We start from the raw sequence: 19,964 nt of genomic DNA on the forward strand, positions 1-19,964 counted from the left end.
GTATATGCCATTTAGTCGATTTTATACCTTACCCCAACCGGATAAATCGGTCGTGATGGGGTAAAACGACGTTTTTCGTCACCCCGCCAACAAGGCAGAATGACGAAAAACGGCAAGCATTTGCCTGTACGCCAGGTACGTTGGCGCTTATTTGAACTCAACGCTGACATCGCGGCCCGCCAGCCCATTGGCGAAACCACCGTAGGCCTGTTTGCGGCTGTAGTCGCGTCTCCAGAGGCCAATGGGCTCACCCGCCCGCCACGCAGCCCCGTCGGCGCTGTCCATCGGGCTCCACATCGTGATGCCGTAGCGCTGTTTGGCCGGTACCAGCTCCATGTATTTTTTGATCACGTACTCATACAGGTCGGCCTGTGCCTTGTACTGAGCCGGGGTAGTAGCCGCCGTTTTGATGCCGTTGCCGATGCTGATGTCCATTTCGGAAATCTTGATCAGCTTGCCGGTGGCCGCCAGCAGCTTGAACATCTGGTCGATGTTTTCCCGTTTGGTGTCCAGGCTCATGTGCAGCTGCGTGCCGATCCCGTCGACGGTGGCGCCCTTGCTTTCGATGTAGTTCACGTACTCGATCAGGCCCCGGCACTTGTCGAGGTCATATTCGAGGTTGTAGTCGTTGATGAACAGCACATCATTGGGGTTGCCCGACTGCCGCGCCTGCTTGAAAGCGCGTACGGCGTAGTCTTTGCCCAAATAATCCTGCCAGAAAAACTCATCGGTGGCGATTTTGGCGCGGCCCGCTGCGGTTTTCAGCGTGTTGGGTTTGGCGTCGTCCATCGGCTCGTTGACGACGTTCCAGGCTTTCACGTACGATTTGGTCTGGGTGACCATCTCCGAAATCCACTTGTCGAGCGCGCCCCCGATAATGCGGGCTTTTTCATCCGCGTTCAACTGGAGAATGACGGGTTTTTTGTAGAGCGTCGACTTGGGGTTCAGCCGCACTTCGTCGAGGTAATACGTACCGGGCGTGGTGCCCATATCGTAGCGAAGCGCCGAAAGGGTACCGGCTGATTTGATGTCCCATTCAACATACTGCCAGGTCGTCGAGGTGATCACGTCGGGCTGATACTGCACGTCGGAGCCCGTACCCACCGTTGAGCAGCGGAATTTACCCGGCGCATCGGACCGGACAAAAAACGACAGCGTGTAGTCGCCTACGGGGATGGGAGCGGGGCTGAAATCCAGGGCAATCTGCGCGTCCCAGGCGTTGGCCTTCGACGTGTGCGTGAACCGGAGGCTCTTGGTGCCGACCAGCCCCGTGTTGATGACGTCGCGGGTGCTGTTGCCGCCCCACGAGTTCCAGCCGGTCTGATTCTGCTCAAACGAGCCGTTAGCGTAGTTGACACGCTTGTCAGTCGGGTCAAAGTCGACGCCGGTCAGCAGCAGGCTGTTGAGGTAAGCCGCGTTCTGGTTGGCGTGCCAGGCGAGCGTATGCCCATACACGCTGACGCCCGCCGCCTGCGCCGCCTTCAGCAGGTTGGTCACGTTGGTCAGGTCGAGCTTACCGTCGGCCTTTACAACGGCCCCGTGCTTCATCTCATACCCGAGCGTGATGTCGTTGAAATTGCTGTTGATCATGCGGTACGCCACGCCCTGCGCCAGGTAGTCAGAAAGAGCCACGCCCGCGCCCAGCTTGAAGTTGGGGGTGTTGGCCGGGTTCAGGTACGTCTTCAGGGCCGCGTACTTGTTGACCACCTCCTGGGTGGCTACGCTTTCGGGCTTTGCCAGCACAAACTCGCTTGTATCGGGCCGACAGGCTGCCGACAGCGCGGTGAGGAGCGTCAGCAGGGTGATCGTTTTCAAGGATGTCATTCGGTTTAACGAGGTTGAGGGTGGTTTACTGGTAGACCGGAATAAACGTTTCGGCAACGACGCCCCGGTTGCGCACCACCAGGGTGTCGGTGGTGGTGAGGTGGGCGTTGTTGAAGTCGACCTCGTAGTTGAGGTACAGCACGTCGCGGTCCTGATTGCCCCAGCTTTTGAGGTCGCCCCGCTTCACAAACTGCCCGGTTCCCTTGACGGTATAGTTGGTGGCATCGGTCGTGATGGTGCAATGGTTGACCTCGTCGAACTTCATGATGAGCCGAAAGGGCATGTCTGTTCCATCGGTGCCTTTGATGGCATTCGTAAAGACCACCTGTTGCAGCGAGCGGGTGGTCAGGTTGCAGACTTCCCCGTTTTCGATGTAAGCCCCGCGGCGCACCAGCGTCTTGTTGATGGCCGTGTTGCCGCCTTTCCCGGTGATCACATCCTTACCCCGGCGCAGGTACGTGGCATGCCAGGGGTTCACATACTTCACCGCGTAGAGGATGTAGTCTTTGGGGGTAATGTCCCAGTCGCTGCCCACCGTGCGGCGGGGTGAGGCCAGCGTGGTTTTTCCGCGCAGCAGCGAGTCGGCGTTCTGCACCTTGCTCATTACCACCGGGATCACGTAGGTGTTTTTGATGGCGGCCGGGTCGGCGAAAAAGGCGTCGGTCAGCTGCACTTCCACCCCGCCGGTGATGCTGCCTTTGGGGATGACGATCTGGTTGGCCGCCAGGCTGTAGTAGTTGGCGGGCATGGGCAACACCTTCTGGCCATTAGCCCCAAACGACAGCCGGTCGCACAGGGAATTATCGACGTTGATATCGACGGTGATGTCGGTTTTGTTGGTGTAGGCCCCGCCTTTGGTAGCCATGATTTTGCACTTGCGGGCGTTGTCGAGTGAGGTATCGTAGAGGTCTTCGCCCAGCGTGATCGTGCGCACGGGTGACTGATACGCGAAATAGACCGTGGTATACTCGAAGTCTGGGAAAACCCATTCATCGTTCTTGCAGGACCCCAGAAATGCCGTGGCTGCCAGTAATAAGAGCGTATGTAGTTTCTTCACCTTCTTGATTGATTAGTTGTTGGGTACGTTACCAGCCTTTGTTCTGAACGAGGGCTTTCCATTTCAGCATCTCGCCGTAGGGAATCGGGCCGTGGTTCATGTGCGCGGCAAACGCTCGGGTTTCGACCGGCACGACCACGTAGTTGCCCGTGGTGATCTGGATGCCGTTGGCTGGCTCGGTCAGCTTTTCGCTCCAGCGGCGCAGGTCCCAGAACCGGAACCCCTCGAAACACAGCTCCAGCCGACGTTCGTTGCGGATCAGCTGCCGCATATCGGCCTGGCTCTGGATGGTGTTCAGGTACGTGTCGCCGTTGGTGGCGCCGATACCCGCCCGTTGGCGGATCGCCTTGATCACGTCGCGCGCGGAAAACCCAAACGATCCCTGCCCGTCGGGGCCCCAGGCTTCGTTGGCCGCTTCGGCGTAGATCAGGAAGAGCTCCGTGTACCGGATGCGGGCGGTGTAGTGCCGCTGTTCGTTAATGCCGATGGGGTTGAGGTTCACGTCTGCCCGGAGCAATTTGCGCAGGTAATAGCCGGTGCGGGTCGAGGTTTCGATCTGGTTGACGGCGTCGTTGCCGCTACCCGTTTCGGTCCGGACCACCGAATTGGATGGCCCCATGGTGCTGCCGTTGGTGATGATGTAGCGTTGCAGGCGCGGGTCGCGACCCGTGTAAGGTGCCTGCGGATTGTAGCCGCTCATCGACGACGTAATGGGGTAGCCGTTGGCCATCGGAAAGGCGTCGACCAAGTTCTGCGTGGGGTTGATCCGCCCCCGGCCAAAGAGCGAAGGCGGGTAGTTGTCTTCCTCGAGGTTGCGGCTGTTGGCGGCGTCGCCCCGCCACAGAATCTCGGGTGGGTTGATACCCGCGCCCAGGCCGTTGATCTCGGTGCGGTTGTCGTACCAGGTGCCGCCGTTGGCCGCCAGCCGGGACGGGCCGCCCATCAGTTTCAGCACTTCGCCCGCGTAATTGGCGGCATCGGTCCAGGTCGTCGTCGTGCCGCCCTTGTAGGCAGGGCTCGCGGCCAGCAGGGCGGCCTGCGCCCGGATGGCTTTGGCAATGCGGGCCGTCATCCGAAGTCGCGAATACTGCCCGAAGACCCGGGTGTATTCTTCGGCCGTGATGCCCGTGTATTTGGTCGGCACCTGCGCCTGGGTCGACACGTCTTCGTAGTCGAGTGGCAGCAGGTCTTCGGCCTGTTTGATGTCGCTGTAAAACTGCTTCATGCAGGCTTCAAACGTGGCCCGGGGCTGGTTGAAGTCGGAGTTCATATCCTGGGGTTGGGTCAGGATGGGCACCCCCAGCAATTCGCCCCCGTTGGACCAGCCGCCGTGGGCACGCAGCAACTGGAACATGTAGAACGCCCGCAGGCCGTAGGCTTCACCCTTGATACGATCCCGGAACATCTGGGCGGCCTTGGGGTCGGTGGCCCAGGTCACTTTGTCGACCTCGGCCAGCATGGTGTTGAGGTACTGGATGGCCGCCTGGCTGTTAACCCACTGGTCGGTTGGGTTGTAGTTGGCCGTCCACTGGCCGGTGGCGATTTTGAGGTAGGCGTTGTTTTTGTCGTTGCTGACGGCGTCGTCGGTGGCCACGTCGTTGAACGACAGGCCCGGCAGGCGAGTGTACCCGTTGAGCAGGAAGCCCTGGGCAAACGTCACCTCTTTATACATGGCCTCTTTACCGGGCAGGTTCTCCACCTCAGGCTCCAGCAGATCGGCGCAGCCCATCAGCGACAGGCTCGCGGCGATCAGGGCAGGTAAGTATCGTTTCATAAATATTGAGCTAGCCAGGTGGCTGAAAGCTGGTTAGAACGCTGCGTTTAGGCCCAGGTTGATGAATCGGGTCTGGGGTGCCCCGCCGATGTTAGTTTCCATGATCTGCCGCTCTTTGGCGATGGTAAGCAGGTCGGACCCGCTCGCGTAGACACTCAGGTCGCGAATGAACTTGCCCGTCAGGATGCGGCTGGGCAGCGTGTAGGTAAGCTGCACTTTCGCCAGATTGAGCCGGTTGTTGCGGTACAGCCAGAAGTCAGACGTGCGGATGTTGTTGTCGTTGTTCAGGCTGGTGAGCCGTGGGTACGTTGCCGTAGCGGCGGTTTCGGGCGTCCAGCGGTTGCGGACGGCCGCCGAGTACTTGTCGTCGCCCCGAATCCAGAAATAGGCGCTGTTTTTCTGGGAGTAGGCCCCTTCGTTGCCTGTGGCGATGGTGAAGAACGTCCAGTTTTTCCACCGGGCCGTTACGTGTACGCCAAACGTAAACGGCGAGCCATTCCAGCCAGCCCGGCCCAGGTAGACCTCATCCCGGCTGTCGATGAGCTTATCGCCATTCTGGTCGACGTATTTGATATCGCCGGGCTTCACCTGCCCATACGACTGGGTGGCGCTGGCGGCGATGTCGCTTTCATTGGCAAACAGGCCATTGCTTTGCAGACCGAAAATGGCGTCTATGGGCTTGCCCACGCGGTTCTGGTAAGCGTTTTCGTAGTTCTCGGCGCGCTGGATGACTTTCGAATTATACACCGTGCCCGTCACGCCGACCGTCCAGGCCACCTGCCCGATCTGCTTGTTGAGGCTCAGGTTGAAATCCAGGCCGCTCCGCTGATCGTTGTTGTAGTTGATATACGGAATGAACGAACTCTGGGGAAACCCGGTCACGAAGTAGCTGGGGTAGATGGTAGCGGCCTGCGTGATGATGCCGTCCATCCGGCTGATGAAATAATTGGCATCCAGTGAAATCAGGCGCTGGAAGAACGAGGCCTCGACACCCACGTTGATGTCTTTCCGCTGGGCGAAGAAGAGGTTGTTGTTCTCGCCCCGCCGCGAGTCGGTAGTGCGTGTCAGGCTGCCGTCGCGCCAGCTATACCAGGTGCCGTCGGCGTGCGTGAAGATGCCCTTGTAGAGGTAGTAGCCAGGGATGTCGAGGTCGGTATGCAGGATGCCCGCCGAGGCCGTCAGCTTCAGGTTGCTGACCACGGACGAGCCCGCCAGAAACGCTTCTTCGCTGATGCGCCAGCCCGCCGACAGGGTAGGGGAGAACGCCTGCCGGTTGCCCGGTGGCAGTTTGGCCGAATGCAGCAACGCGCCGCTGAAATCCAGGTAATACTTCTGCCGGTAGTTGTAGGCGAGTTGCAGCCCCAGGTTGACGTGGCTTTGGGTGGCGTGGTATACGCCGGTTTCGGACCGCTGATGCCCCGTACCGATCAGCATCGCGTGGATGTTGTGCACGTTGTTGATCCGGTTGACGTAGTTGAACTGACCCGAGAAGAACAGGGTCTGCTGACGCCAGCTGTTACTCACATTCTGGGCGCCGTTTTTGCGGTCTTCGCCAAACTTTTGCAGGCTGCTGACCAGGTCGGTGCCCGCGTAGTTGTTCCAGGTCGGGGCGTAGATCGCGTACTGATTGTTGAACGCCAGGTTATACGACGTCGAGTAGTCAACACCGATGCGGGTACCGAACGACAACCCCGGCAACGTCTTGCGCAGGTCTACGTTGATCGTGTTGGTGAACTGAAACTGCCGGGTCGTGCTCTTGTTGTAGCCCGCCGCGTAGATGTCGGCAAACGGGTTGGTCAGGTCTTGCTGGGTGCCGCCGAGCAGGTACTTGCCGTCGATGAGGTAGTTGCTGTTCTGCACCTGCAACTGCGAGGCCTGGTCGGTTTCCTCGATCATGCTGATCGGGATCAGCGGCGAGAAACGGTAGGGGCGCAGCGTGGCGGCATTGCTCCAGTAATTACCGTGCGCAAAGCGGTTGTCGCTGAAGATGGCCGTTGCATCAACCGACGTCGTGATGTAATCGTTGAGCCGCACATCCACGTTGCCCCGCACGTTCAGCCGGGTGTTGTTGTCGTTTTTGGCTTCGCCGAAGTTCAGCAGCGAGTTGGCATGCGCGAAGCCGATGTTGGTGTAAAACCGGGCTCTGGAGTTACCCCCCGAGATTTCGGCGATACCATCGGTTCGGTTCGACACCTTCCGCAGGTAGTCGGGCGAGTAGTAATCAACGTTGGGGTACCGATACGGATCGGTGCCGGCGTGGTGGTTCCAGATGGTTTCCTGGCTATAGAGCGGGGCAAGGCCATCGTTGCGGCGGGCTTCGTTGTACAGCGTCATGTACTCGGCCGAGCCCAGGTAGTCTGGGTACCCCTTGGGCAGGTGCACCCCCGTATTGACCCGGACGTTGATCCGCTTTTCGTTGGCGACGCCCCGTTTGGTCGTAATCTGGATGACCCCTTTGGCGGCCCGGCTTCCGTACAGTACCAGCGCGGCGGCGCCTTTCAGCACCGTAATCTGCTCGATCTCGGTGGGATGGATGTCGGCGGTCGCGCTGCGGGGCACCCCATCGATCAGGACCAGGTAGTCGCCCATGCCCCAGATGTTGCCGTTGAAGCCACCCACGAACGCACTGAGGTTATCCAGCGCGCCGGTCGTGTAGTTCTTCTGCAACAGGCCCGGTACGTTAACGACGGATACCCCGCCGAGCAGGTCTTTTCGGGGCACGGTCCGGAAGGCCACATTCACCAGATCCGCCGTATTGTCGAGTTCGGCCAGCACGATCTCCGGCATGGTGGTGTCGGCCAGCGTGACGTGAGCTTGGTAGCCATCGGCGGATACCTGCACGACCGACCGGGGGGCAACGGCCAGCGAGAAGGCTCCCAGGCTGTCGGTAGTGGTTTGTACTTGTCCGGCATCGGCGCTGACAAGGGCGTTGGGCAGCGGTTTCCCCTCTGCATTCCGAACAATCGACCTGACCTCGACTTTCGGACTGGTCTGCGCTTTCAACCCCAGCGAGGCCAGGGTCAGGAGGCTGCATACCGTTGTGGTCACTATAAATTGGTTCATGATTCTGATTGGCTAACCCGACCGAAAAGTCCGGCTGGTTGGGCTGTGCGGCCCTGTTTGGGGCATGGCACGGCCCGGGATGCACCCGTTGGCGGGGCATGCAGCAGACAGTCGGCGGTTCAGTACGGCTTGGAAAAGTGTTGCGTCAAGCAGGCGTTGGGCCTGCGGTTTACCAGCCTGGGTTTTGCGGAAACGCCAGATACATGCTTACGTCAACGACCTTCAGGGGCAGCCAGTAGTGCTTGCTGTTGAAGCGCCGTTCCAGAATGACCCGCTCTTTCAGGTTGGCTACCTTGCCGTTGGGCGCCCGATCGAAATCGTGGGCCGTTTTCAGCGTGTAGGGGCGCTCGGTCAGCAGGAGCCAGCGGCGCAGGTCGTTGAAGCGGTGCCCCTCGAAGGCCAGCTCGACGGCCCGCTCCCGGATCAGCTCACCCATGAAAGCTTCTTTCGAGCCCAGAAACTTGGCGTGAACGTCGGCTACCCCGGCCCGGCGGCGGATTTTATTGACCGCTTCTTCGGCCGTGATGTAGCCCGGATGGCTGCCCGACGGCGACCCGTAGCCGTGCAGGGCGGCTTCGGCATACATCAGGTAGACATCGGCGAGGCGCATGAAACTCAGGTGAATGAAATGCGACTGGTTGTGGCCGTTATCGTCGTAGTTGGTCGTGCGGGGAATGAACTTGCCATTGAGGTATCCTGTGCGGCTGCCGTTGTTTTCGTCGCGGTAGCTGCCTTTGGTGTACAGGTTGGCGTAGCGGTGCGCTTCGCGGGTGGCCGAAATCCCCTGGATCATCTTTACGCCGTCATAAATGATGTCTTTGTAAAAACGGGGGTCGCGCCCTTTCCAGGGGTTGGTGGGGTCGTAGCCCGAGGCGGCGTCGGGCTTTTCGGCATCCGGGATGGGCAAGCCGTTGGCCATCCCGTAGTAGTTCACGTAGTTGGCCGTGGGCGAAAAACAGGTGCTGCCACCGTTGAACAGCACACCCGCAACGTATTGCTCGTTGAGGCCCCAGCGCGTGGCACCGCCATCGTAGGCGGGCGACTGCATGATCGCTTCGGGATAGCCGGGGATTTTATAGCCCTGGTTCAGCGTGTAGTAGACGCTCGACATCTCCGAGAAGTTGGCCAGCTTATGCCAGGTTTTGCCGCTCTCGCTCATCTGGAGCAGGGTGGCGAATGCTTCGGCTGCTTTTTTGCTCAACTCGACGTCATACGTTTTGCTGCCCGTCGACGACCAGTTCATCAGTGGGCTGGCCGCGTAGAGGTAGTTTTTACCCAGGAAGCCATAGGCCATTGCCTTGTTGGCACGCAGCTGATTCTTGCCCAGCGTCCGTTTGCCCGCGTCGGTATCGTCCCAGTTGGCGGGCAGCAGGTCGGCGGCGGCTTTGAAATCCTCGGCGGCCCGCAGCGCGGCCTGCTGGTAGGTGAGGCGGGGGAGATCCAGCTTCTGATCGGCCGGCAGGACCTTGTCGATGTAGGGAAGGCCACCAAAGTAGGTCATGAGCTGGAAGTGAAACCAGGCCCGGAAATACAGCAGTTGCCCTTTGATCAGGTTCTTCTCTTCGGGGGTTGCGTCGGTGAGCCGGTCGAGGTTTTCGAGGCCCATGTTGGCTTTCCGGATGCCATACCAGGCCAGGGGCCAGAACCGTTTGTTGAAGCGGTTGGTGCGGTCGAGGGTGTTGCCGGGGCCGTCCATCCAGCCCGAGCCCCAGCCGTCGTTTTCGCGCTGCCAGCCCCAGAAATCGCCGTTGTCGATCTTGTAGCCGTAAAACCAGGTAGCACCCGCGACGATGATCTCATCTTCGCCCCAGTTGAACGACCCCTGCCAGTAGAACTTCGAGTTTTCGGGAATGCAGTAGTACAGTTCCTCCACGAAGCCCTGAAAATTGACAAAGTTTTTGAAGGCGTCGGTCGGCGACACCGTCGATTGGTTCTCCCTATCCAGGTAGTCTTTACAGGAAGGCAACACAAACAGCATGGCCAGCATCCCAAACCAGCCAATCGTTCTTGTAAATCGTTTCATGTCTCAGCGGAGTGTTACAGGGTAATGTTTAGTCCGAAGTTGTACCGTTTGACGGTGGGGTAGGCGCCCTGCGCTGCCCAGCCGGTACCCGCGAAGTTTGATTCACGGTCGTCGGGCATTTTGGTCCAGAGCCACAGGTTGTTGCCGTTGGCGTAGATGCGCAGCGTGCGGATGCCAAACCGCTCGACCCAGCCCCGGTTGAAGGTGTAGGCCACTTCGGCGTTTTTCAGGCGCACGTAGGAGCCGTCGTACATATAGAAATTGCCGTACGTCGAGGGGTCGGTGGCCGTCATCAGGCGGGGTAGGGGCGAGTTGGCTGTCGGGTTGTCTTTGCTCCAGTAGGTACCCTGGTTGTAGACGGTGTTCATCCGGGAGCCGAAGCTGGTAAACACTACTTGGCGCGTTACGTTGTTGACGCCGTAGAACTGCGCAAAGGCGCTGAACCCTTTCCACTCGAACCCGACCGTACCGTTGTAGGTGTTCTGCGGCCGCTCGGGGAAGCCATACGGGATGTTGTCGTAGGTGTCAATACGGCCATCGCCGTTGTAATCGACGATCTGGAAGTTGCCGGGTAGCTTCTGCCGGTCGTTGGTGTTCTGCTCCGTGCTGGCATAGAGCTCGTCCCAGTTGTTGTAGTAGCCGTGGCTGACGTACGAATAGGTCTGCCCGATCTGCTTGCCCTCGCTCTTGCGGTAGTCGGGCAGCAGGCTGGGGTTATCCGCTTCGATGATCCGGTCTTTGGCGTGGGTCATGTTGGCGTTGGCCCAGAGGCGCAGGCCGTTGGGCAACTGATGGTTCACTTTAAGCTCCACTTCGTAGCCTTTCACCCGTACTTTGCCCAGGTTGGCCACGGGGGCATTTGTGCCGTAGTACGACGGGATGGCCCGTGAGCCACCAGCGATGAGGATGTCGGTGCGGTAGTCGTTGAAGTAATCGACGCTGCCCGACACCGCCCCGTTGAAGAACGAGAAGTCGGCCCCCAGGTTGGTTTTCGTGACCGACTCCCAGTGCACTGACGGGTTCCCCACCGACGATTCCCGGTACCAGACATAGGGGCTAAGGTCCGAGTTGTTCTCCCCGATTTTGGCCTGACCGGTGTAGGCCCACTGAGTCATGTAGAGCCAGCGCTGGTTGATGTTATCGTCCCCGATTTTGCCGTACGATACTCGCAGTTTGAGCAGATCCAGGAATTTGGCCCGCTTGAAGAAGGCCTCTTCCGACAAGAGCCAGCCTACGGCTCCCGATGAGAAAAAGTGGAAGCGATTGTCGGCCCCAAACTTCTCGGAGCCGTTGTAAGCCCCGTTTACCTCGGCAAAGTATTTACCGGCGTAATCGTAGGTGGTCCGGAATACCCAGTCTTCCCGGTAGTTGGCAATCTCGCTGCCCGCTGCCCGGTCTTCGCGGCTGAACAGGCCCATCGCCGAGCCATTGTGCTTACCCCAGGTCTTGTTGTAGTTCAGTTTGAGTTGGTAAAACAACCGCCGGTACGTAGCCCCGTTGTCCATGATACCGGGCTGAGGCGCCCAGCGAATCGCCTCCTGAAAGTCGAACATGTTGGCGGCATCATAGGTGAACCGGTAGCGCGACTCGCCCGAGGCGGGGTCGATCCACTTCGTCTGCGGATCGTTGTAGAGGTCGTTGATGCCCCGTTGGCTTTCCACGAAGCTGTTGTCCCACGAGACCGTGCCCGCCGTGCTCAGGCCGGGCAGCACCATTTTCAGGTCCTGATTCAGCGTGAAATCCGTGGTGATGCGGCTGGTTGTCCGCTTCATAATGCCGCTGCGGGCCAGATTCAGAATGGAGTTGGTCGCCGCCACGGGGTCCTGGGCGTAGTAGCCCCAGGTACCGTCTGAGTAGCGGGGCAGCATCGCGTCGGGGGCAACGCCATAGGCGCCCTGCCACATGTCGTATTCGCCGCCCGTAGCGCCCCAGGGGCTTTTCTTCACCCCGTTCGAGCTCGACAGGTTCGTAACCAGCAGGGTAGTGGGCGTGAGCTGGAAATCCAGGTTTGTCCGCACGTTGACGCGGTTGAACCCGTATCCGGCCTGATACCCCCGGTTGTTGTCCCATTCCTTGAAAATGTCGCCATCCATCAGGAAATCCGCCGACGCGAAGTACTTCACGAACGACGTACCCCCCGATACGTTGAGGTTGGCGCTGTAGGACCGGGTAACCGGCTTGAACATCTCTTTGGCCCAGTCTACGTTGGGGTAGCGCTCCGCCTCGGCCAGGCTCGCCGGGTTGCGGTATTTCGTCAGAATATCGTAGGGGGTGTAGGTCGCCCAGCCCGCCGATTCGAGGCCCAACTCGTTTTCGATCACCCGGTTACGGATGCTTCTGGCGTCGTAGGAATCATACTTATTCGGCAACGTCGACGGGGCTTTCAGTGTGTAGTCGGCCCGCACGTTGATGTTGGCTTTGCCTTCCTTGCCCCGTTTGGTCGTGATCAGGATCACGCCGTTAGCCCCTTTCACCCCGAACACCGCCGTGGCCGACGCGTCTTTCAACACCGAAATGGTCTCGATTGACGAGATGTCCACGCTGTTCATGGGCCGTTCGATGCCGTCGACCAGAATCAGCGGCGAGCTGTTGTTCCAGGAGCTCAACCCCCGGATCAGGATGCGGGGATCTTCTTCGCCGGGCATCCCCGTACTCGACGTTGTGATCACGCCAGGTACGTTGCCGGTCAGTGCTGACCCGACGCTATACACGCCGCCCGCCCGTTCGAGGACCTTTCCGGTAGTCTGTGAGATCGCCCCAACCACGCTTTGTTTCTTCTGCTGCGCGTACCCCACAACGACCGTTTCGGCCAGGGTAATGTCGCTTCCGGAAAGCACCACTTTGATGCTGCCCCCCTGTTCGACGATCACCTCCTGCGGCTTCGAGCCGAGGTAAGAGACCGTCAGCGTTTGCTTGCCAGTCGGAATCCGGAGCGTAAACTCTCCATTGACATCCGACGTGGTCCCGACGGTCGTGTTCTTGAGGATGACATACGCCCCAAACAGGGGCTTTTGGTTCTCATCCAGCACGACCCCTTTTACCGTTTGTTTGTCCTGTGCAAAAAGGAATTGGGCGCTTAACAACAGGCATACCCACGCCAGGCAAAATCCCCTGGTTCGGGAAAAACGTAGTCTGCTTTTTATAAACTGGCCTAAGCCGGGTATAATTTTAGTCATTTCACTTATGTTGAGTTACAGGTGCATTAAAAACTCACAAAGTTGATCGGCCTATTCGCCAGGCCTGCGATTTGTATTACGATTACAGAGTAATTGATTGGTTCTTTTCATGCAGTAGTTTGGGTTTAGAAATGAGCGAGGAGACGGATTAGGATTGCTGTTGTTATTGCTAAAAAATGCTATTGACTAACGACATTATTAGAAGGTAATTAAGAAGATTAGGCAGGCGAAACGGCAAAAATAATGTTGACGTTAACGAGCTATTTTATCGGATTTAGATCTGGGTTGACTTGTAGAAATCAACATGAATTAGCTGGTTTTCCTACGTAGGTTGTAGCCGGTTTTCCAGGCGGTGTACAAACTTTTTTGCTGCTATATTGGCTGGGTACGTTCGGGGATTGTTACTACAGCGAATGGATAAGGTAATGGGTACGAAACGCCCCAGGTTTGGCCCAGGGGCGAATGAATGTGAAGTGCTTTTGTTTAATAAAATCTTACTATTAGCTTATCTGACATAGAACTGATTCTGCCGCTTAGCTACAGAGGTCAAAAGTATATTAGTATAGTGCAAAAAGGCCCCGTAGCGTGTTACAGATACAATTGGCTATGTTACATGATCATAAAATGCATCGTATGGGGCGCATTTTCCGGGGGATTTGGCAGGTCTTTGTGCCGCATGTTCGGTTTGATCGTGCGTCAGTCTTGTTACAAGCCTAAACTGGTTTAACAAATCGGCCTTTTGCTTACCTGTTAGTCAGTCAGACGTTTGTTTAAGAATATCGGTGGTCTGCTTAGACAAAGCATCGCATTGGCGCTGCGGATGCGTGCCTATTATGCGGGCTATTAACGACGATAGGAGGCCGTGCTTTTTTACTTCGGTTGCTGTAATTGAGAATAGTTAAAAGCTAGTTAAGCCTGCTTAACGTGTATTTGCTGCTTAATTTATTGGGCAGCGAGTCACTTAAATTAAGGCAAACTATACTTTGTGGGAAGCGCTGAAAAAGCTACTAGTATCCTCTGTAAAGCGGCTGAAAACGGGTATGCTTTTTGTCATGGTGTGCATTTTAATCGTTTGCGGCTCGCGCTAATAGAATCGTATTTTGGATGTATGTTATGTTATAGCTATAATGATTAGGGTGCTTTGTGAAGCGCCCTTTTTTAGTAGGTAATGTCTGTCTAAGCGCTTATCCTGTTTGGCTATTGATAAGCAGTTATTAACAGGGACGATGCCTGGCTATTGCCTGATATAATTGGTTCGTCGTAGAGTGCGGTGCGGGACTAGCTACCAGCCGGAATTGAGTTCAGGTACGTTGCCGTTTTTACGGTGGACCATGTGATGCCTCATTAACGTGCCAGCCGGTAGTTACCGCCTCAGGTACGTTCCTAAAGCTGGATGATGAAGAAAAGAGGTGGGTTATTTTCGCTCTCCTTTAAGCAAAAAAAATCGGGGTGAGCACGTCAATGATTCTGACGTGCTCACCCCGATTGTACGTACGAAGTTGGTTAGTACCCTGGGTTCTGCGGGAACTTAGGCCCGTCCACTACCCGGTCGATCTGGGTTTGAGGAATGGGGCGCAGCATGTGGTAGTCCTTGACATAGGGGGCTGCCTCCGGGTTCCAGGCCTGCACACGACGCACAAGCGAACGGGTACGAACCAGGTCATGCCAACGCTGCCACTCACCGAACAACTCGCGGCTCCGCTCGTCCAGAATGAAGTCGACTGTAACGTCGGCCGGGGTGATGGTCATGGCTGTTACCGCAGCGGCGTTCTGAGCAGCCGTGTTGGTCTTTTTGAAGGCTGCCCGTTGCCGGATGACGTTTAGCAGCGCGGCGGCCCGGGTCGGATCGCCCGCTTTCAGGTATGCTTCGGCGCCAGTCAGGTATACGTCCGCAAACCGGTATAGCACAACAGGCCGGGTCGACGGGTCGTTGAAGTTGGCACCACGGCTCGGGTCCATAAACTTCTTCAGCGACGGGAAGATCCCGTTGTTCCACAGGCTGGGCGGTACGACGATGCCTTTGAAGGGCCGTGTTCCGACAAACTGCGGTGCACCAGCTACCTCAAAATCGGGCAGCCAGACGGCGGTATCGGCCCCAACGACGGTAGTGTAACCAATGCCCCGCTTGTTATTGGCCGCCGTAGCGGTGTTGGTCACAGACGTATTGGCGATGTACACCGTCGTGAACGAGTTGGCATAGCGCGAGTCGACGTTCCGGTTGGTAAAGGCCTGATCGAGGAAATAGCTCTTGCCCGCGTTGGGACCCGTTTTCTGCTTGTCGCTGTTGGGACGCATCCGGACGTAGGGGCGGCCATACTGCGAATCCCGGATCATACCTGACGTACCGCTGTTAACCAGCGTGCCCGACGCATTGACAAACGAGTTGACACCGCTGTTGTTGGGGTAGTTCCAGGTCGTAAACCAGGGCGTCAGGTTCTGGGCCGCACCGCCACTGGCGCCGCCACCCACCGTGTAGTAACCAAATTTGGGGTCGTTTACGTGATCGCTCACAAACATGGTCTCTTTGCCGTAGTCGTTGGCCGGCAAGAACGCATCGCCGTAATCGGCCCACAGGTCGAGGCCATAGGTGCCTTTGTTGGCAATGATATCGGCACAGATAGCGGCCGCCTGCGTGAAGTCGGCGGCGGTGTTGTTGAGCCAGCCGCGGGTCAGGTACGCCTTGGCCAGCAGCAGTTGCGCTACGGGTTTGGTGGCGGCTTTACCCAGGAACGGAGCCGTTGGCGTATTGGGCAGGTCGGCGGCTGCCTCGGTCAGGTCTTTGATAACCTGGGCATACACGTCGGCGGCTGGCTGGCGCGAGGCCGCCTGCGAAGGAACGGTGATGAACGAGGTGCTCAGCGGTACGTCGCCCCAGGTTTGCACCAGATAGAAATACCAGAACCCCCGCAGAAACTTGGCCTGCGCCAGGTATTGCTTCCGGGTCGCTTCGGGCAAATCGATGGTAGCGCCATACTGCAGTACGCCATTCAGGGTGTTGATATCCTGGAAAGCGGTGCCCCATGCCGAACCGAAGTTGCTGCCGTTGAGCCCGTTGTAGGTGTAGGCAGGCCCACCGCCTGAACTGGCACCCTGCACGAAATCATCGGTACCGGCCTGCATTTCGACGGTGAAGCCCTCGGTGCCCCACTGAGATCGAATATCGTTGTAGACACCGGCGATACCCCCCAATACGCCCGCCGGGCTATTGAAGTAGGAAGGCACAATCTGAGATTGTGGTTTTTCTTCCAGGATATTCTCGCAGCCTGACCCCAAAAAAGCCGCAAGGCTAATGGTCAACCAAACTTTTATCGTCTTCATGTTGTGTCGAAAATTAGAATTTGAGATTAACGCCGAACGTGAATTGCCGAACTGGCGGGTTGTTCAGGTTGACGGCGATCTGGCGCTCGGGAGTTCCCCGTTCGCTGGCACCCTGCGGGTTCAGCGTGGCCGAACCGGAGGCGTAACCGTTGCCCTCTGGGTCGATAGCCAGGTTCTGGCTCACCAGCGGTGAATACAGGATAAGCGGGTTTGTGGCGTTGAAATACACCCGGGCCGAACTGGCACCGATCTTTCTGACCAGTTCATTGCTGAACGTGTAGCCCAGGTTGATACTTCTGATCTTAACGAACGAGCCATCATAATAGCCCAGGGTTGAGCCAAACCACTGCACCGCGCCACCCGCATCAGGTGCCGGGAAGGCATTGGTTGGGTTGGTTTCGGTCCAGTAGTCGGTTTTTACCTGGTTCACCCGACCCTGGTTGTAGAAGGCAAACCCGCCCGATCCGGTCGAGTTACCCGTGAGGTAAGGCACCACCACTTTCATACCCATCCGGGCGAAGGTGACGATCGACGCGTCGAAGTTCTTAAAGGTGAATCGGTTGGTGAGGCCACCTTCCCACTTCGGCTGGAAATTGCCCAGGATCTGCCGATCGGCGGGGTCAATTTTACCGTCGCCATTCACGTCCTGCACGCGGATCTGGCCGGGGTACTGCAAGGGTGCAGTTTGTCGGGCGATGTCGGCCTGATCGGATGTCTGCCAGATGCCGATTTTGTTGTAGTCGTAGATGACCGATAGCGGTTGGCCAACAAACCAGCCGGCGCCGATGTTCGACTTCTCTTCGGGGGTGGTGAGCTGCGTGATTTTTTCCCGGTTAAAGAAGTAGATCACGTCGGCACTCCAGTTGAAGCCACCAGGCTTTCTGAAGATATCGAACGTCAGCGAGGTTTCCAGACCTCGACCTTCCGTCCGGCCCAGGTTCTTCAGCGTCGACCCGGCACCGTTGCTCGGCGGCAGCGGCACCGACAGCAGGATGTCTTTGGTTTGTTGCAGGTACCAATCGACCGTACCCGTAATCCGGTTGTTCAGGAAGCCAAAGTCGACACCGATGTCAACCTGCGACGTCGACTGCCAGCCCAGATTGGAAGCGGGCAGGCTGGTTACCGTGTAGGCCAGCTGTTGCCCGGCCGTACCGAGCCCGAAGTTGTAATAACCCGCCGATAAGGCACCCAGGGTGGCGTAGGCGCCTACGTTCCGGTTGCCCGAGATCCCCCAGCCACCGCGCAGTTTCAAGTTAGACACCACCGGAATGCTCTTCATGAACGGCTCGTCGATGACGTTCCAGCCAGCACCCACGGCGGGGTAGTTGAAGTAGCGATTGGCCGGCGACAGCGTCGATGAGCCATCCCGGCGCAGGGTGAGGGTCAGCAGGTAGCGGTCGTTGAAGCTATAGTTGACGCGGCCCATGTACGACAGCAAACCCGTTTCGGCGAAGGAGTTACCGAAGTCGGAGTTGGCCACGGGCTGCCCCGACGCCAGCGAGAAATTCGACGTCTTGATGTAATCGGCCGGCACCCCCGTCACCGTAAAGCGGCTTTCCAGACGATGGTTCTGGGTGACTTCATATAGCCCCGTAAAGCCCAGTTTGTGCTTACCAAACGTTTTGTCGTAATACAACAGGTGCTGGAGGTTGATATCCCAGAATTCGGCGTTGCTGATTTCGGCATTCGACGACGACTGAACGGTTGCGTTGTTGAAATACGTGAGCGGACCGCCGTAGCCATTGTAGTTCGACTGGCTGAAGTTCAGACCGGCATTGAACCGGTAGCGCAGGCCGGGCAGAATGGTGAGTTCGCCATACAGGCTGTTGAACGTTCGTATCGACCGGGTACGTCCCAGATACGCGTCTTTCTTCGTGATGATGGTCAGTGGGCTGATACCGGCGGCGTCGATCGATCCTTCCGAGGGGAACAGGTTCACCGAGCCATCGGCGTTGTAGGGTGCTGCCAGCGGCGTCAGCCGTACCAAACCACCCGGGACCCCGCCACCACCGGGCGTATTCGTGTAGGTAAGCGTGTTGAGGGTGTTCAACCCCACGCGGATGCTTTTGCCGATGCGCTGGTCGATGGTAGCCCGGATGGTATACCGCTCGAATTTCTGGCTGGGGATGATACCCGTTTCGTTGAAGTAACCAAGGCCCATCGAGTACTGCGTGTTTTCAGTACCGCCCTGCATGCCCAACTGATGGTTGGTGTTGAAGCCGGGTTTGTAGATCAAGCCCTGCCAGTCGGTTGAGACGCCATTAGTCAAGGCTTCCTGCTCTTTGATCGTCAGCGGGTAGGCGGTGGTGCCGGGCGCCGTCCGGTTATACTTGGCGGCGTCCAGCTTGAACTGCGCATACTCGGGACCATTCATGACATTGTATTTGCCCATGATGGACGTGATGCCGTGGTAGCCGTCGTAGGTAAAGACGGGTTTGCCCACTTTGCCGCGCTTGGTCGTGATCAGGATAACCCCGCCCGCCCCGCGCGACCCGTAGATCGCCGTGGCCGACGCATCTTTCAGGATTTCCAGGTTGGCAATGTCGTCCGGGTTGATGTCATTCAGGCCGCCGTAGGGGATACCATCTACCACGACCAGGGGACCATCCGCGCCATCGCTCGCCGATCCCTGACCGCTGGTAAGCGTACGGTTACCACGGATACGAATCTGGCCCTGCGAACCCGGCGTCGAGCCGTTACTCACGATCGTTACCCCGGCCGCCCGGCCTTTCAGCTGGTTGATCAGGTTGGGAGCGGGTACTTCTTTCAGGGTCGCTTCGTTCACCGACACCACCGAACCGGTAACGTCCCGCTTGCGCTGAACGCCATAACCAACCACCACGACCTCATTGAGGGTTTTGTTGTCGGCCGCCAGGGTGATGTTGATGGTTGTCTGGTTACCAACCGCCACTTCCTGCGACACGTAGCCGATAAACGAGAACACCAGCACGGTGCCGGGTTGCTCCGGTACCGTCAGGCGGTAGTTGCCGTTGGCGTCGGTGGTTGTCCCGCGCACAGTCGATTTGATCTGGATACTCACGCCCGGCAGGCCTTCGCCGTTTTCGCCCACGACCCGGCCTGTCAGTTGAATGTCGCGTGCCTGATCGATGCCAGCCCCGGTCTCGACAGACGTCGTCGGCTGGGGTGCTACCGGGAGCGCGGTCACGTTCCGTTTCAGCACGATCTGCTGCCCAACTACTTCGTAGCTTAGGTTCAGCGGGGTCAGCAGCTGAGTCAGCACGACGTGCAACTGTTCGTTTTTGGCCTGATAGCTTACTTTCCGTTTCGACTGGATGATCTCCCGGCTGAAAAGAAACTGCACGTTGGCCTGCTCCTGCAGTCGTTTGATGATTCGTTCAATGTCCTGGTTCTGGACCGAGATCGTCACCCGCCGGTCGAGCAATTCCTGGGCCTTGCCATCAAAGGCGAGGCCGATATTTACGATACAGAGGGCAAATACGAGCAACAGGCTGGAAATCTTGAGGATCCTGGCCCAGGAGCTGCCTGCTAATAGAGGGGAATGCATATGTTTGTACGTTTTGTTGTTTTTCTTGAGAAGAAAATGACAAAAGAATCCCGCTCCCTGTCTGGCAGGGAATGTGTTGTGAGAGGCACAGTCGTCGGGAGATTTACGGGCGATGGTGTTGGTAGCACTGTTGCCCGTTTTTTGTAGTCTTAGATAGAGATCAAGTCATCGCATCGTGTCGTGGTTACAGGTTAACAAAACGA

General features: G+C 57.8%; 8 protein-coding genes. All 8 read right to left on the minus strand.

Going from position 1 to position 19,964, the window contains the following annotated elements:
• Window positions 1-147 precede the first annotated feature (147 nt).
• Window positions 148-1,824, minus strand: a complete 1,677-nt coding sequence (locus FAES_RS11890; RefSeq protein WP_015331455.1) for an endo-1,4-beta-xylanase — start codon at window positions 1,822-1,824, stop codon at window positions 148-150.
• Window positions 1,825-1,849: 25 nt separating this feature from the next.
• The gene (locus FAES_RS11895) at window positions 1,850-2,881 is read right to left on the minus strand and encodes a DUF5627 domain-containing protein (protein WP_015331456.1); all 1,032 of its coding nucleotides are present in this window, start codon (window positions 2,879-2,881) and stop codon (window positions 1,850-1,852) included.
• A gap of 28 nt (window positions 2,882-2,909) precedes the next feature.
• A complete protein-coding gene (locus FAES_RS11900; RefSeq protein ID WP_015331457.1) occupies window positions 2,910-4,655 on the minus strand; it encodes a RagB/SusD family nutrient uptake outer membrane protein in 1,746 nt (581 codons plus the stop codon).
• A gap of 33 nt (window positions 4,656-4,688) precedes the next feature.
• The gene (locus FAES_RS11905; protein WP_015331458.1) at window positions 4,689-7,718 is read right to left on the minus strand and encodes a SusC/RagA family TonB-linked outer membrane protein; all 3,030 of its coding nucleotides are present in this window, start codon (window positions 7,716-7,718) and stop codon (window positions 4,689-4,691) included.
• 169 nt (window positions 7,719-7,887) lie between these two features.
• Window positions 7,888-9,741: a RagB/SusD family nutrient uptake outer membrane protein gene (locus tag FAES_RS11910; protein ID WP_015331459.1), complete on the minus strand. Its 1,854-nt coding sequence runs from the start codon at window positions 9,739-9,741 to the stop codon at window positions 7,888-7,890.
• A 14-nt stretch (window positions 9,742-9,755) separates the two neighbouring features.
• Complete coding sequence (locus tag FAES_RS11915; RefSeq protein WP_015331460.1) at window positions 9,756-12,917, minus strand: SusC/RagA family TonB-linked outer membrane protein; 3,162 nt, start codon at window positions 12,915-12,917, stop codon at window positions 9,756-9,758.
• 1,503 nt (window positions 12,918-14,420) lie between these two features.
• Entirely contained in the window at window positions 14,421-16,235 is a 1,815-nt protein-coding gene (locus FAES_RS11920; RefSeq protein ID WP_015331461.1) for a RagB/SusD family nutrient uptake outer membrane protein, read from the minus strand.
• 13 nt (window positions 16,236-16,248) lie between these two features.
• Window positions 16,249-19,761 carry a TonB-dependent receptor gene (locus FAES_RS11925; protein ID WP_015331462.1) on the minus strand — a complete coding sequence of 1,171 codons (3,513 nt, stop codon included), beginning with the start codon at window positions 19,759-19,761 and terminating at the stop codon, window positions 16,249-16,251.
• Window positions 19,762-19,964 lie beyond the last annotated feature (203 nt).

Origin of the sequence: Fibrella aestuarina BUZ 2, from assembly GCF_000331105.1 — a bacterium.
In the GTDB taxonomy this organism is placed as follows: Bacteria; Bacteroidota; Bacteroidia; order Cytophagales; family Spirosomataceae; genus Fibrella; species Fibrella aestuarina.